Genomic DNA, 13672 nt, shown 5'->3' with positions numbered 1-13672 from the left:
TAGAGTGAGCGGGTGCGCAAGGCAGAGCGACTGAACTGGATCCTCGACCGCATCGCCGCGGACGGCTCGGTGGCCGTGGGCGACCTCGCGGGCCAGCTCGGCGTGTCCGAGGCCACCGTCCGCCGCGACCTGCAGTCGCTGACCCGGGACCGGCTCCTGGTGCGCACACACGGGGGCGCCCTCGCGCGCGAGACCGGCGAGGAGGTGCCCGGCCGACTCAAGGCCGCCCGGATGCAGCAGGAGAAGCGGCACATCGGGCAGGCGGCGGCGCGGCTGGTCGACGACGGCGCGGTGGTCGGCATCTCGGGTGGTACGACGTCGGTGGAGCTCGCACGCGAGCTGTCGAGCCGGCGCGACCTGACGGTCGTCACCAACGCCGTCGACGTGGCGGCTCTGCTCGCCGGTCGTCCCGACCTGCACCTGATCTTCGTCGGTGGCATCGTGCGTCGCTCGCTCGAGGCCGTCGGCCCGGCGGCGGAGGAGATGCTCTCGCGCTACCACCTCGACGTCGTGTTCATCGGCGTCGACGGGCTCACCGTCGACGCGGGCTGCACGACGTTCGACGAGATGGAGGCGCAGACGGACAGGGCGTTCCTGCGCCAGGCGCGCCGCCGGGTCGTGATCGCCGACTCCAGCAAGCTCGGCCTGGTGACGTTCGCCCGGATCGCCTCGGTCGACGAGGTCACCGACCTGGTCACCGACGCGGCCGCCGACGCCGGCCAGGTCGCCGCGCTCGAGCGCGCGGGCCTCCAGGTCCGGCTGGCGTGATGTTGCGCGGCCTCGGCAATGCTGTGAGCCTGTGCGCGTGACGGTGCCCCGCGACGACCGCCCGTCCGGCACGGAGCGGCCGGCGCGACGCCAGGAGCGTCTCGAGCACGTGATCGCGCTGCTCGCCGACGGCCGGGAGGTCACGGTCGCCGAGCTCGTCGAGAAGCTGTCGGTCTCGTCGGCCTCGGTGCGCCGCGACCTCGAGCTGCTGGAGCAGCGCCGGCTGCTGGTCCGCACGCACGGCGGGGCGGTCGGCGCGCCCGGCGTGAGCTATGAGCTGCCGCTGCGCTACCGCTCGGCCGCGCGCGTCGAGCAGAAGCGGGCGATCGCCCGCGAGGCTGCGACCCGGGTGGGCGAGCGCGCGATCGTGGGCCTGACCGGTGGCACCACCACGACCGAGGTCGCCCGGGCGCTGAGCGCCGGCGGCGAGATCACGATCGTGACGAACGCGCTCAACATCGCATCGGAGGTGGTCGTCCGCCCGACGGTCAAGCTGGTGCTCACCGGCGGCGTCGCCCGCGACCGCTCCTACGAGCTCTGCGGCCCCCTGGCCGAGCGCACGCTGGGCGAGGTGCACCTGGACCTGTCGTTCGTGGGCGTGGACGGACTGAGCGCGGGCGCCGGGCTCACGACGCACGACGAGGTCGAGGCCAAGACCAACCTGGTCCTGCTCCAGCGTGCCTCGACCGTCGTGGTCGTCGCGGACTCCACGAAGCTCGGCCGGGCGGCGTTCGCGCGCATCTGCGGCCTCGACGCAATCGACGAGGTCATCACGGACGACGGCGCCGACCCCGCGCAGGTGCACGCGTTGCGCGAGGCCGGCGTCGCCGTGACCGTGGTGCCCGTCTGAGCTGGGCCCTGCCCGGGGTCAGTCCAGCGGGACGGCGACCCGCAGCGGCGGGGCCAGGAGGTCGCCGTGTGCGGCCACCATCGCGTCCGCGAGTGCCCAGATCCGCCCGACGTCCAGGGTCGCGGCGGTGTTGGGGTCGACCATCAGCGCCTGGCGCACCAGCTCCGGCCGCTCCTCGACCGCGGCCCGCACGGTGAGCTCGACGACCTGGAGGAACGCCGAGTTGAGGGCGGCGCACTGCGCGGGGAGCTCGCCGACCGGTGTGGGGCGGACCTCGGCGCCCACGACGACGGGAGCCTCGACGGGCGCACCGGCGGGCAGGTTGTCGATCAGCCCGAGGTTGGGCACGGTCGCCTGGATCTCCCGGGTGGTGCCGGTGAGGAGACTGTGGATGACCTGGGGGGCGTACTCCGCGGCCTGCTCGGGCGGCTCGACGTACGGCACGTCCGGGCCGCCGCGCACCAGACCCTCGACCTCCTCGGCGTTGGCGGCGCTGATGCCGACGTAGTCGCGCAGCGGGATGCGGAGCCGCTCGACCTCTGCGTCGTCGTGGAGGTACCACGGGACGTACTCCGAGGAGTGCTCGCTGGTCTCCGTCGGGTAGTACCCGAGGCGCCGGTACATGTCGACGCGCACCCGGCGGCGGAGCCCGGGGTCGGCCGCGATGGCCCGGTCGAGCAGCGGGTAGAGGTCCTCCTCGCCGCGACGCCAGTCCAGGACCCAGGCCTGGTGGTTGACCCCGGCGCTGCGGTAGGTGACCTCGTCGAGCGGCACACCGACGAGGCGCGACAGGTCGTGGACGGTCCAGTGCACCGAGTGGCACAGGCCGAGGGTGCGCACCTCGGGGTGCCGCCGCGCCAGGTAGCCGACGTTCATCGCCATCGGGTTGGTGTAGTTGAGCAGCCAGGCGTCCGGGGCGAGCTCGCTCATCTCCGCAGCGAGCGCGTCGAGGAACGGGAAGGTGCGCAGCGCGCGGAACACCCCGCCGACCCCCAGCGTGTCCCCGATCGTCTGCCGCACGCCGAAGCTCTCGGGTACGTCGAAGTCCGTCACCGTCGCTGCGTGGCCGCCGATGTTGACGGTGTTGATGACGAAGTCGGCCCCCGCCACCGCGCGGCGGCGGTCCTCGGTCGCCACGACGGTGGCGGACCGGCCGTGGTGGCGAACGGTCGCCTGTGCCACCCATTCGGCCAGCCGCAGCCGGTCGGGATCGATGTCGTGCAGCACCAGCTCGAGCGGTGGCAGATCGTCGAAGGTGAGGAGATCACGCAGGAGCTGACGAGTGAAGACCGCCGAGCCGGCACCGATGAACACGATCCTGGTCATGACCGGAGCATGACAGATCGCGCACAGATCGATCAATAACAATCATCGCAACGTGCGCGAATTGCGCAGATCTTGCTCAGGCGGTCGTGTCGAGGCGCTCCCGCGGTCGCGGATCGACACCCCGGCCGAGCGGCTCGAGCGCAGGAGTCAGGCGTCCGCGGGCGCGAACCCGTTCAGCAGGCACCAGGCGACGGCCCGGCTGCGCGAGGTGGCGCCGATCTTGGCGTAGGCGGAGCGGATGTAGGACTTCACGGAGTTGATCGAGAGGTACAGACGCTCGGCGATGTCCTGGTTGCTCACGCCCTGGGTGATCAGGGCCAGCACCTCCACCTCGCGGGGCGTCAGGCCGACGTCGTGGCCGAGCCGGTCGCCGGGCTCGGTGAGCGCCTCGCCGGCGGCCGCCGCCGCGACGGCGTCGACCAGCTCGGCCGAGGTGACGCTCATCGACACCCAGCCGTGGGCGCCGGCGGCGAGCGCCCGGGCCCGCAGGTCCGGGCGCAGGTCGCGGCTCACCGCGAGGACGGTCGCCCGGGTCTCGCGGAGCAGCGGCTCGAGGTCCGAGCCCTGGTTGCGGTTCACGCCGAACACGTCGTACAGGACGACCTGGGCATCCTCGACGCCGGTGACGACGACTCGCTCGGGGTGCTCGGCGAGCATCGCGGCCAGCCCCTTGCCCATGACCTCCTGGTGACTCACGATCCCCACACGGGTCGGCTCTGCACGCACCTGCACATCGTGGCTCCAGACGGCCGTGGTTCGCTGCCATAGCGCTACGCCCGAAAGGGTGACATCCGCGCCGTCACCGATGCCGGCGGTCTCCCGCGATCGGGAGGCTGGCGGCCCGCAGCACGATCTGCCAGGGTGAAGATGCAGGAGGTGGGTGCTCGCGACCGCCGCTCGATCTGCTTCTCGGAAGGACCTACGGCATGTCGAATCTCGATCCGGACCCCGCGCAGATACTGGAGCGGTACGACCGGGTCCGCTCCTACACGGAGGCACTGGCCGCGCCACTGTCGCCTGAGGACCAGACGGCGCAGTCGATGGCTGACGTCTCGCCGACCAAGTGGCACCGGGCGCACGTCACGTGGTTCTTCGAGACGTTCGTGCTGGCCGACCACGAGAGCGGGTTCGCGCCGTTCCAGGACACCTACTGGTTCCTGTTCAACAGCTACTACGAGTCGGTGGGTCCGCGGTACGCGCGCCCCGAGCGGGGGGTCATCACCCGCCCCGGCGCCCATGACGTCGGGGTCTACCGGCGCAACGTCGACGAGCGGCTGCGCGACCTCGTCGACGGGCTCGACGACGGGACGCTCCTCAAGCTCGGGCCGACGCTGGAGCTGGGCTTCCACCACGAGCAGCAGCACCAGGAGCTGCTGCTGATGGACATCAAGCACGTGCTGTCGCGCAACCCGCTGCAGCCGGCGTACGCCGGGGAGCGGCGGGCCCTCTGCGAGCCCGACGAGCTCGGCTGGGTCGACGTGCCGGGCGGCCTCGTCGAGGTCGGTCACGAGGGCGACGGCTTCGCGTTCGACAACGAGCTGCCCCGACACCGGCAGTGGCTCGAGCCCTACCGGATCGCGGACCGGCTCGTCACCAACGCCGAGTGGCTGGAGTTCATGGCGGACGGCGGCTACCACCGCCACGAGCTGTGGCTGTCCGACGGCTGGGCCCGCGTGCGTGAGGAGGGCTGGGCGGCGCCGATGTACTGGACGCAGCAGGACGGCACCTGGTTCGAGCACACCCTGCACGGCACCTGGCCGGTCAACCCAGGGCTGCCCGTGAGCCATGTCAGCCACTACGAGGCCGACGCCTATGCCACCTGGGCGGGCAAGCGCCTGCCGACCGAGTCCGAGTGGGAGCACGCCGTCGTGTCCGACGGCCAGGCCGACGCCGCGGCCTCGGGAGGCAACCTCGCCGATCGGAGCAGCTTCCACCCGGGGCCGGCGGCGCCGGCGCTCGGCGGCAGTCGACTGCGGCAGGTCTACGGCGACTGCTGGGAGTGGACCTCCTCGGCGTACCTCCCCTATCCGGGCTTCCACCCGGCCGCGGGTGCGATCGGGGAGTACAACGGCAAGTTCATGTCCGACCAGATGGTGCTGCGTGGCGGGTGTGCGCTCACGCCGCCGGGGCACGCGCGGGCGACGTACCGCAACTTCTTCCCGCACCGTGCGCGGTGGGCACTGACCGGCGTGCGGTTGGCCGACGGCGGGGCCGGCGACCGGGCGCGTACGGCGGTCGCCGGGTGAGCCGGGTGGAGCCGGTCGTCTCGGTGCTGCTCGACCCCACGCACGCCGCGACGTCGCTGGTGGAGGACGTCCGGCGCGGGCTGCGTGCGCACCCGCTGCGGCTCCCGCCGAAGTGGCTGTACGACGACGAGGGCTCGCGGCTCTTCGACGAGATCACGCGGCTGCCGGAGTACTACCCGACGCGGGCGGAGCGGGCGATCCTCGAGGAGTACGCCGACGAGATCGTCGCCGCGTGCGACGCGACGACGCTCGTGGAGCTCGGCAGCGGCACCAGCGAGAAGACCCTGCTGCTGCTCGACGCCTTCACCCGCGCCGAGCAGCTGCGCCGGTTCGTGCCGGTCGACGTGTCGGAGGGAACCCTGCGCGCGGCGGCCGTCTCGCTCTCCGAGCGCTACCCGGGCCTGGCCGTCGAGGCCGTGGTCGGCGACTTCACCTTGCACCTGGGCCGGCTGCCGCGCGGCGACCGGCGGATGATCGCCTTCCTCGGGAGCACCATCGGCAACTTCTATGTCGAGGAGCGCGGTGCCTTCCTCGGCGTGCTCGGCGACTCCCTGGAGCCCGGCGAGTGGCTGCTGCTCGGCACCGACCTGGTCAAGGAGGCCGACCGGCTGGTCGCCGCCTACGACGACGCCGCGGGAGTGACCGAGGCCTTCGTCCGCAACATGCTGCGGGTCCTCAACCGTGAGCTCGGTGCCGACTTCGACCCCGACGGCTTCAGCTACGCCCCGATGTGGGACGGGCGCATGGAGCGGATGGACCTCCGCCTGCGCGCCGAGATGCCGCAGCAGGTGCGGATCCCCGGCGCCGGCCTCGACCTCGACCTGCCGGTCGGCGAGGAGCTCCACATCGAGATCTCCACCAAGTTCCGCCTCGAGGGCATCGCGGCCGAGCTCGATGCCGCGGGCTTCGATGTCGTGCGCACCTGCACCGATCCCGACGGCGACTTCGCCGTCACCCTGGCCCGCCGCCGCTGAGGGTCGTGCTGCCGGACGCCGCGGCGCCGACGACGAAGGCCAGGACGCGTGGTGCGTCCTGGCCTTCGGTGTCGTACGCCATCAGGGACTCGAACCCCGAACCCGCTGATTAAGAGTCAGCTGCTCTGCCAATTGAGCTAATGGCGCGTGCTGTTGAAGCGACGTGAACTCTACCAGTGGGCCGAGCGGTCTCGAAATCGAGGTTCAGCGCGAGGCCAGCACGGCCTGGGCGGCGCTGTGCCCACCGAGACCGGACACGGCGCCGCCGCGGCGCGACCCCGAGCCGCACATCAGCACCGAGTCGATCGCGGTCTGCACGCCCCACTGCTGGGCCGGGGTCTCGAGCCGGGAGCGGTTCGGCGCCCACGGCCAGTCGAGGTCGCCGTGGAAGATGTGCCCGCCCGGCATGGCCAGGTCCGCCTCGACGTCCTGCGGGATCTTCGCCTCGATGCACAGGTTGCCGTCGGCGTCCCGCGCCAGGCACGACTCGATCGGCTCGGCCAGGTGCTCGTCGAGGGCGGCCAGGGCCCGGCCGACCGCGAGCCGCTTGGCGCCCTCGGGGTCGGTGTCGAAGAGCGAGGCGGGAGTGTGCACGCCGAAGTACGTCAGCGTGTGGGTGCCGGCCGGGGAGTCGCCGAGGATCGAGGGGTCGGTCAGCGAGTGGCAGTAGATCTCTCCGGGCAGCACGGTCGGGACCCGGCCGGCGGCCGCGTCGGCGTACGCCGCCTCGAGCTGGGTGTAGTCCTCGGCGAGGTGCAGGGTCCCCGCGAACGCGATCCGCGGGTCGACGCCGGACTTCAGCCGGGGCAGCCGGTCGAGGAGGAGGTTGATCTTGACCTGCGACCCCTCGGGCTTGGTCCCCGGCTCCTCGCCCTCGCCCAGCAGGATCCGCAGCACCCAGGGCGCGACGTTGGAGAGCACCCGCCCGGCGGCGACGGTGTGCGAGCCCGCGCCGTCGTGCCAGGTGACCTCGGCGCCGTCGTCACTGGCGCGGATCGCGCTCACACCGGCGGACGTCAGGATCTCGGCGCCGGCGGTGGTGGCCGCGCGGGCCAGGGCGTCGGTAACGGCGCCCATCCCGCCGACCGGGACGCGCCACTCGCCGGTGCCGTTGCCGATCAGGTGGTAGAGGAAGCAGCGGTTCTGGACCAGGGAGCGGTCGCGGAGCGAGGCGAACGTGCCGATCAGCGCGTCCGTCGCGGCGACGCCGCGCACCGTGTCGTCGGCGAAGCGCGCCTCGATCGTCTCGCCGATCGGGTTCACGACGAAGTCGCGCCACACGCCGGGGTCGACCCGGTCGCGGATCTCGCGCTCGAGCGGCAGCGGCTGGAGGAGCGTTGGGGCGACCGCCGCCGCGAGCGCGCCGACGTCGCCATAGAAGCGGTCCCAGGCGGCGTACTCCTCGTCGCCGCCGGTCAGGGCACGGAAGGACTCCGCGGTCCGCGGCCCCGCGGGCCGCTCGACCAGCAGCCCGCCGTGCCGGCCGTCGCGGATCGTGGGCGTGTACGACGCCACCGACCGGGACGCGAGCCGCAGGTCCAGCTCGAGGTCGGCGATCAGCTGCTCGGGCATCAGCGAGACCAGGTAGGAGTACCTCGACAGACGGGCGGGCTGGCCCGGGAACGCCTGGGCCGAGATCGCCGCGCCGCCGGTCCGGGCGAGCCGCTCGAGCACGAGCACCGAGAGCCCTGCGCGGGCGAGGTAGGACGCGGCGACCAGGCCGTTGTGCCCGCCCCCCACGACCACCACGTCATAGCTGTTCTTCGACGACGTCACCGGACCAACGTAGTGCGCGTCCGGCAGTTCGCCGCGCGCACGGGCCTCGGCACCGCCAAGATGGTCCCGGCGACGGAGTGCCGGACGGGCGCTCGGGAGGGGTGGTTGTGGCGAGATCGTGGATCGCGCGCGTCATCGTGCTGCTCGTCCCGATGACGCTGGTGGGTGTCACCGCGGTGCAGGGCGCGCCGGACGGCGGTCACGCGATCGGGATCTGGCCGGTCGGCCTCGCCACGGGCTGCCTCATGGTCACATCGCGGCCCCGCACACCGCTGCTGGTCGTGCTGGTCGCGGTGCTCGCGACGGGGAGCATCTGGGTCGGCGGGCGAGACCTCGACGTCGCCGCGGGACTCGGCGTCGGCCTCTCCCTCGGCGTGTGGACGATGTGGCGGATCCTCGCCCAGGGTCGGCGCGAGCGGGCGGAGCTGCGCACCAGCGCGGACCTCGCCCGCTTTCTTGGTGGCGGGTTCGCCGGGGCGAGTGTGGTCGCCGCGGCCGCCGCCCTCACCGGCCTGGTGACCGGCTGGGGTGACCCGGGCCTGCTCGCCCTCGCGGTCGGAACCTCCCACCTCGGCGCCCAGCTCACGGTGGTCCCGCTCTTCTGTCGGCTGCGCTACCACGCCCCGGTCGCGTCGCGGGGCGAGCGCATCGCGCAGTGGGTGCTGATCGTGACGATCACGCCGGCCGTCTTCCTCCCGCAGGACTCCGCCTCGATCGTGTTCCTCGTGATCCCCGTGCTCGTCTGGGGCGCGATGCGCAGCAGCCCCTACGAGGCGCTGGCCCAGCTGCTGGCGGTGCTGGCGTTCGCGATCCCACTCACCACCTGGGGGCACGGCCCGTTCGCCAACGCCGGGCAGAGCTTCGAGCTCTCGGCCGACGGCCAGGGCATCCTGCTGGCGACGTACGGCGCGGTCTGCGCGCTCGTCGTGATCCCCCTCGTCCTCACCGTCGGCGAGCAGCTCGAGCACGCGCGCCAGAGCGCCGCCGAGCGCGACAAGGTCCAGAACATCGTCAACGGCACCACGGGTGTGGCGATCATCGGCACCGACGAGCTCGGCCGGGTGACGCTCTTCAACCCGGGCGCGGAGCGGCTGCTCGGCTACCGCGCCGAGGAGGTGCTCGGTCGGCTCACCCGCCAGTTCCACTCCGACCGCGCGGTCGTCGAGAAGGCCGCGGAGCTCGGGGTGGCCGCCGACTTCGGCGTGGTCGCGGCCGCGCTGATCGGCAAGGGCGCCACCGACATGCGGTTCCTCCGCAAGGACGGCGTGGAGCGCGACCACTGGATGTCGCTCAACCGGATCAAGGACGACCGCGGTCAGGTGATCGGCTACGTCAGCACGTCGGAGGACATCACCGATCGCGTCGAGGCCGAGGCCCGCCTGGTCGAGTCCCTCGAGACCGAGCGGCAGGCCGTGGAGCGACTGCGGGAGGTCGACCAGGTCAAGGACGCCTTCGTGTCGAGCGTCAGCCACGAGCTGCGCACCCCGATCACCAGCATCCTGGGCTACACCGAGATGCTCGAGGACGGGGTGTACGGCGAGCTCATGCCCGCCCAGCTCGATGCGCTGCGCCGGGTCGCGGCCAACAGCACCCGGCTGCTCTCGCTGATCAACGACCTCCTCACGCTCTCGCGGGTCCAGGAGGACGAGATCGGGTTCTCGGACCGGGTCTTCGACCTCCGCACGATCGTCTCGGCCGGCACCACGGTCGTGGCGCCGATGCTCCAGCGACGTGCGCTGCACCTGGACCTCGACCTCCCCGACGAGCCGATGCCGTTCCTCGGCGACCGGGACATGCTCGAGCGGGTGGTGATCAACCTCGTCGGCAACGCGATCAAGTTCACCCCCGAGGGCGGTCGGATCGCCGTCCGGCTGCGGGTGGCGCCCGACAACCCCACTCACCACATCGTCCTCGAGGTCAGCGACACCGGCATCGGCATCCCGGTGCAGGAGCAGGAGCGCCTGTTCAGTCGGTTCTTCCGCTCCTCGCTGGCCCAGGAGCAGGCCATCCCCGGCAGCGGGCTGGGGCTGTCGATCGCGCACGCGATCGTCGAGAAGCACGGTGGCTCGATGAGCGTGGAGTCCGCGGCGGGGGAGGGCACCACGTTCCGGGTCCATCTGCCGCCGCTGACCGCCTCTTGACGGAATATCCAAGTTTCAACCACCGTTGGTGCGGGTAACGTGTCCGACCGCGCGCCCGACAGCGCGCCAGCACCAGGAGGTGGGCCGATGCCCGCTGTGACCGTCGATGACCTGACCGTCCTGGAGCGCCTGCGCGAGCCCGGTCTCGGCGACCAGCCGCGCCCGGTGTGGCAGGTCAGCACCGCGCCCCAGGGGTTCGAGGGCGAGGGGTTCCCGGTCCGCCGCGCGTTCGCGGGCATCGACCTCCAGCAGCTCGACCCGTTCATCATGATGGACCAGATGGGCGAGGTGGAGTACGCCCCCGGCGAGCCCAAGGGCACACCGTGGCACCCGCACCGCGGCTTCGAGACCGTCACCTACATCATTGACGGCGTCTTCGACCACCAGGACAGCCACGGCGGCGGTGGCACGATCACCAACGGCGACACCCAGTGGATGACCGCGGGATCCGGGCTGCTGCACATCGAGGCCCCGCCGGAGTGGCTGGTCCAGCAGGGCGGCCTCTTCCACGGCATCCAGCTCTGGGTGAACCTGCCCCGCGACGCCAAGATGAACGACCCCCGCTACCAGGACATCCGGTCGGGCTCGGTCCAGCTGGTCACCACCGCCGACGCGGGTGCGCTCGTCCGGGTGATCGCCGGCACCGTCGACGGCCACGCCGGGCCGGGCGCGACGTACACCCCGATGTCGCTCGTGCACGCCACGATCGAGCCGGGCGCCCGGCTCGACCTGCCGTGGAACGTCGACTTCAACGCGCTCGTCTACGTGCTCAACGGCGCGGGCACGGTGGGCACGGATGCGCGGCCGATCCGCACCGGCCAGGCGGCCGTGCTCGGCGCAGGCGACTACCTCGCGCTCGCCGCGAACCCGCGGCAGGAGAGCCGCTCGCCGAAGCTGGACGTGATCGTGGTCGGTGGGCAGCCGATCCGCGAGCCGCTCGCGTGGGCCGGACCGTTCGTGATGAACACCAAGTCCGAGGTGATGCAGGCCTACGAGGACTTCCAGCACGGCCGGTTCGGCCACATCCCGGGCTGAGCGCCCTGACGGCGACCTGACGCGCACGAGGCGGGGTGTCGACCGGCTCGCACCGATGGGCGACAGTGGGGGCATGCGTCGACCGCTCGCCGGACTCATGCTGGTCTCGAGCGTGCTCGCCGGGTGCGGGTCGGACGGTGGGGGCGGCGCGGGTGTCGACCCCACCACCCCCGCACCCGAGCCCGTGACGCTCCGAGCGGCGTGCGCGGAGCTCTACCACCCGCCGGCCCAGCTGATGCCGCGCGCGATCGAGCTCGTGCACGGCTCGCCGTCCGCCGAGGGGCCGGCCGGTGCCGAGGAGCTCGTCAGCGCTCTGGCAGACGCCGCAGGCCGTGCGCCCGCGTCGCTCGCCGCCGACCTCGCCGTGGTGCGGACCTCGGTCGACGCGCGGCGGACCGCCGAGGAATCCGGCTCGGGCGGGCCCGACCTGGAGGCCTTCGACGCCGCGAGCAGCCGGCTCGCCGGCCACTGCAAGCGCTTCAACGACTGACCGGGAGCGACCTCTCAGACCGGAGGGACCACGAGCCGGCACGAGCCGGGCGCGGCGAACGGCTCGAGCGCGCTGCCCTCCGGGTCGGCGCCCTGCTCGGCGAGCATCCCGCGGACGATCCCGAGGTGGATGCCGCACACGATGCCCGGTGAGCGGTGGGCGGCCTCCAGCAGCGGGCAGCGGGTGAGCAGCACCTCGCTCTCCTGCTCGCCCGGACGCGGCTCGAAGCCGAGGTCGTCGAGCAGCCCGATCACCTGTTCGCGGGCGTCGGTGGGCGAGGTTGTGGCGGTACGCCGCTCCCGCGCCAGCTCGCGGCCCCACTCCTCGCCGACGGTGGCGGCGTGGAGGGCCGGCTCGCTGCTGCTGCGCTCCAGGGCGTCCGCGAGGGCCACCGCCAGCCGGGCGTACTCGCCGTGCCCGTACTCGGCGTGCTCGTAGAGGTGCGCCGGCCGGCCGCGGCCGCGCGGCAGGCCGCTGGTGCGGCGTACCAGACCCCGGCGCACGAGCGCGTCGAGGTGCTCGCGGACGGTGTTGGGGTGCAGCCCGGTGATCTGGACCAGTGCGCCCAGGGTGAGCGGCTGGGGCTGGTCGCGGAGGTGTCCCAGGATGGCCCGGCGCGACGGGGAGAGGGGCGGATGACCGCTCCCCGGGCGCGGGCCGAGGGCTGATGACCTACGGCCCATGTTTTCCACGGAGCCGAGTGTAGTAAAACCCTCTCTACGACCGCCGCCGGTGGTCGACGAGTCGGAGGTGCCTCGGTTGGCAACGCCAGCTTTTTCGGACAGTGTGGTCGGCAACATGATCTCGGGAGGACGGTTGTGACCATGACGGAGCACAGCCGAGAAGTCGAGCGGACCACCGCCGGCAACCCGTGGACGATGCTGGTGATGGCGACCATCGGGTTCGCCGTGAACTTCTGGGCCTGGGCACTGATCAGCCCGCTCGGGCCACTGTTCCGCGACAACGGACGGGTCGGGGACCTCAGTGAGTCCGACGTCGCCCTGATGGTGGCCGTGCCGGTCGTCGTCGGCTCGCTCGGCCGGATCCTGGTCGGTGCGCTGACCGACAAGTACGGCGGGCGCGTGATGTTCCCGCTGATCTCGGCGGTCACGATCGTGCCCATCCTGTTCCTGGCCTTCGTTGCGCTCGACTCCTACGCGCTGATCCTGGTCGGCGGGTTCTTCCTCGGCATCGCCGGCACCGCCTTCGCGGTCGGGGTCCCGTTCGTCAATGCCTGGTTCCCGCCCGAGAAGCGCGGCCTGGCGGTCGGCATCTTCGGGGCCGGCATGGGCGGCACCGCGATCAGCGCGCTGACCACGGTCAAGCTCTACAAGAACATCGACGACACCGCGCCGTTCCTGATCACCGCCGCCGTGCTCGCGGTCTATGCGGTGGCCTCGTGGCTGATCCTGCGCGACGCGCCCGGTCGCACGGCGCCCACCACCTCCCTCGGCACCCGTCTGGTCGCGAACTCCAAGCTGCGGATCACCTGGCAGGCCTGCATCCTCTACGCGGTCGCGTTCGGCGGGTACGTCGCGTTCTCGGTGTACCTGCCGGCGTACCTCAAGACCGCCCACGGCCTCACCCCGGCCGACGCGTCCAACCGGATGGCCGGCTTCGTCGTGGTCGCGGTGATCATGCGTCCGATCGGCGGCTGGCTCTCCGACCGGTTCGGTGCGATCCCGGTGCTCGCCGGGGGTTACGGTGTCGTGGTGGTCTGCGCCGCGATCTCCGCGGGCACCCCGCCGCTCGACGGGGTGGGCACGGTCGCGTTCCTGGCGATGGCCGCCGCGCTCGGCTCCGGAAGCGGCGCCACCTTCGCGCTGATCGCCCTGGTCACCGAGCCGGCCCGCGTCGGTGGCGTGACCGGCCTGGTCGGTGCCGCCGGTGGGCTCGGCGGCTTCGTGCCGCCGCTGATCATGGGCTACGTCTACGGCCGCACCGACTCCTACGCGATCGGCCTCTGGATGCTGTCGATCACGGCCGCTCTCACGCTCGTGCTCACCCTGACCGTGGTCCGGCGGACCGCGGCCGACCATCACAACTCCGAGAGGACCCCTGCGTGA

The 13672-nt window shown here is 72.3% G+C and carries 12 protein-coding genes and 1 tRNA gene; 8 read left to right on the top strand and 5 right to left on the bottom strand.

The window, feature by feature from the left end:
• Nucleotides 1-12: 12 nt before the first annotated feature.
• Together QQZ14_RS10495 and QQZ14_RS10490 are read left to right on the top strand one after the other, a co-directional pair.
• Entirely contained in the window at nt 13-768 is a 756-nt protein-coding gene (locus tag QQZ14_RS10495) for a DeoR/GlpR family DNA-binding transcription regulator (RefSeq protein ID WP_284534216.1), read from the top strand.
• A 37-nt stretch (nt 769-805) separates the two neighbouring features.
• Nucleotides 806-1618 (top strand): DeoR/GlpR family DNA-binding transcription regulator, encoded by an 813-nt coding sequence (locus QQZ14_RS10490; protein WP_284534215.1) that lies wholly within the window; start codon nt 806-808, stop codon nt 1616-1618.
• 18 nt (nt 1619-1636) lie between these two features.
• On the opposite strand, the gene melA is transcribed toward QQZ14_RS10490, so the two are convergent.
• A complete protein-coding gene (gene melA, locus QQZ14_RS10485; RefSeq protein WP_284534214.1) occupies nt 1637-2944 on the bottom strand; it encodes an alpha-galactosidase in 1308 nt (435 codons plus the stop codon).
• Between the two features lie 147 nt (nt 2945-3091).
• The gene (locus QQZ14_RS10480) at nt 3092-3640 is read right to left on the bottom strand and encodes a helix-turn-helix domain-containing protein (protein ID WP_284534213.1); all 549 of its coding nucleotides are present in this window, start codon (nt 3638-3640) and stop codon (nt 3092-3094) included.
• 230 nt (nt 3641-3870) lie between these two features.
• Here QQZ14_RS10480 and egtB point away from each other — a divergent pair, with 230 nt between their 5' ends.
• Nucleotides 3871-5190 (top strand): ergothioneine biosynthesis protein EgtB, encoded by a 1320-nt coding sequence (gene egtB, locus QQZ14_RS10475; RefSeq protein ID WP_284534212.1) that lies wholly within the window; start codon nt 3871-3873, stop codon nt 5188-5190.
• Nucleotides 5187-6164 carry an L-histidine N(alpha)-methyltransferase gene (gene egtD, locus QQZ14_RS10470; protein ID WP_284534211.1) on the top strand — a complete coding sequence of 326 codons (978 nt, stop codon included), beginning with the start codon at nt 5187-5189 and terminating at the stop codon, nt 6162-6164. Before egtB ends, egtD begins: the two co-directional genes overlap by 4 nt.
• Before the next feature lie 74 nt (nt 6165-6238).
• On the opposite strand, the gene QQZ14_RS10465 is transcribed toward egtD, so the two are convergent.
• Both QQZ14_RS10465 and QQZ14_RS10460 read right to left on the bottom strand, forming a co-directional pair.
• A tRNA-Lys gene (locus QQZ14_RS10465) sits at nt 6239-6311 on the bottom strand.
• Between the two features lie 57 nt (nt 6312-6368).
• Nucleotides 6369-7940, bottom strand: coding sequence for a phytoene desaturase family protein (locus QQZ14_RS10460; protein ID WP_284534210.1), 1572 nt, complete (start codon nt 7938-7940; stop codon nt 6369-6371).
• Nucleotides 7941-8047: 107 nt separating this feature from the next.
• On the opposite strand from QQZ14_RS10460, the gene QQZ14_RS10455 reads away from it, so the two are divergent.
• From QQZ14_RS10455 to QQZ14_RS10445, 3 genes are all read left to right on the top strand, one after another.
• The gene (locus tag QQZ14_RS10455; RefSeq protein WP_284534209.1) at nt 8048-10081 is read left to right on the top strand and encodes a sensor histidine kinase; all 2034 of its coding nucleotides are present in this window, start codon (nt 8048-8050) and stop codon (nt 10079-10081) included.
• A gap of 87 nt (nt 10082-10168) precedes the next feature.
• The gene (locus tag QQZ14_RS10450) at nt 10169-11116 is read left to right on the top strand and encodes a pirin family protein (RefSeq protein WP_284534208.1); all 948 of its coding nucleotides are present in this window, start codon (nt 10169-10171) and stop codon (nt 11114-11116) included.
• Between the two features lie 73 nt (nt 11117-11189).
• Nucleotides 11190-11606: a hypothetical protein gene (locus QQZ14_RS10445; protein ID WP_284534207.1), complete on the top strand. Its 417-nt coding sequence runs from the start codon at nt 11190-11192 to the stop codon at nt 11604-11606.
• A gap of 14 nt (nt 11607-11620) precedes the next feature.
• On the opposite strand, the gene QQZ14_RS10440 is transcribed toward QQZ14_RS10445, so the two are convergent.
• Nucleotides 11621-12289 (bottom strand): helix-turn-helix transcriptional regulator, encoded by a 669-nt coding sequence (locus QQZ14_RS10440; RefSeq protein ID WP_284534553.1) that lies wholly within the window; start codon nt 12287-12289, stop codon nt 11621-11623.
• Nucleotides 12290-12430: 141 nt separating this feature from the next.
• Here QQZ14_RS10440 and QQZ14_RS10435 point away from each other — a divergent pair, with 141 nt between their 5' ends.
• Nucleotides 12431-13672 carry a nitrate/nitrite transporter gene (locus tag QQZ14_RS10435; RefSeq protein ID WP_284534206.1) on the top strand — a complete coding sequence of 414 codons (1242 nt, stop codon included), beginning with the start codon at nt 12431-12433 and terminating at the stop codon, nt 13670-13672.

Origin of the sequence: Nocardioides sp. T2.26MG-1, assembly GCF_950101795.1 — a bacterium.
Taxonomy (GTDB): Bacteria; Actinomycetota; Actinomycetes; order Propionibacteriales; family Nocardioidaceae; genus Nocardioides.
The sequence above is the reverse complement of the archived record's forward strand: the minus strand, read 5'-3'. Positions and strand labels throughout refer to the sequence as shown.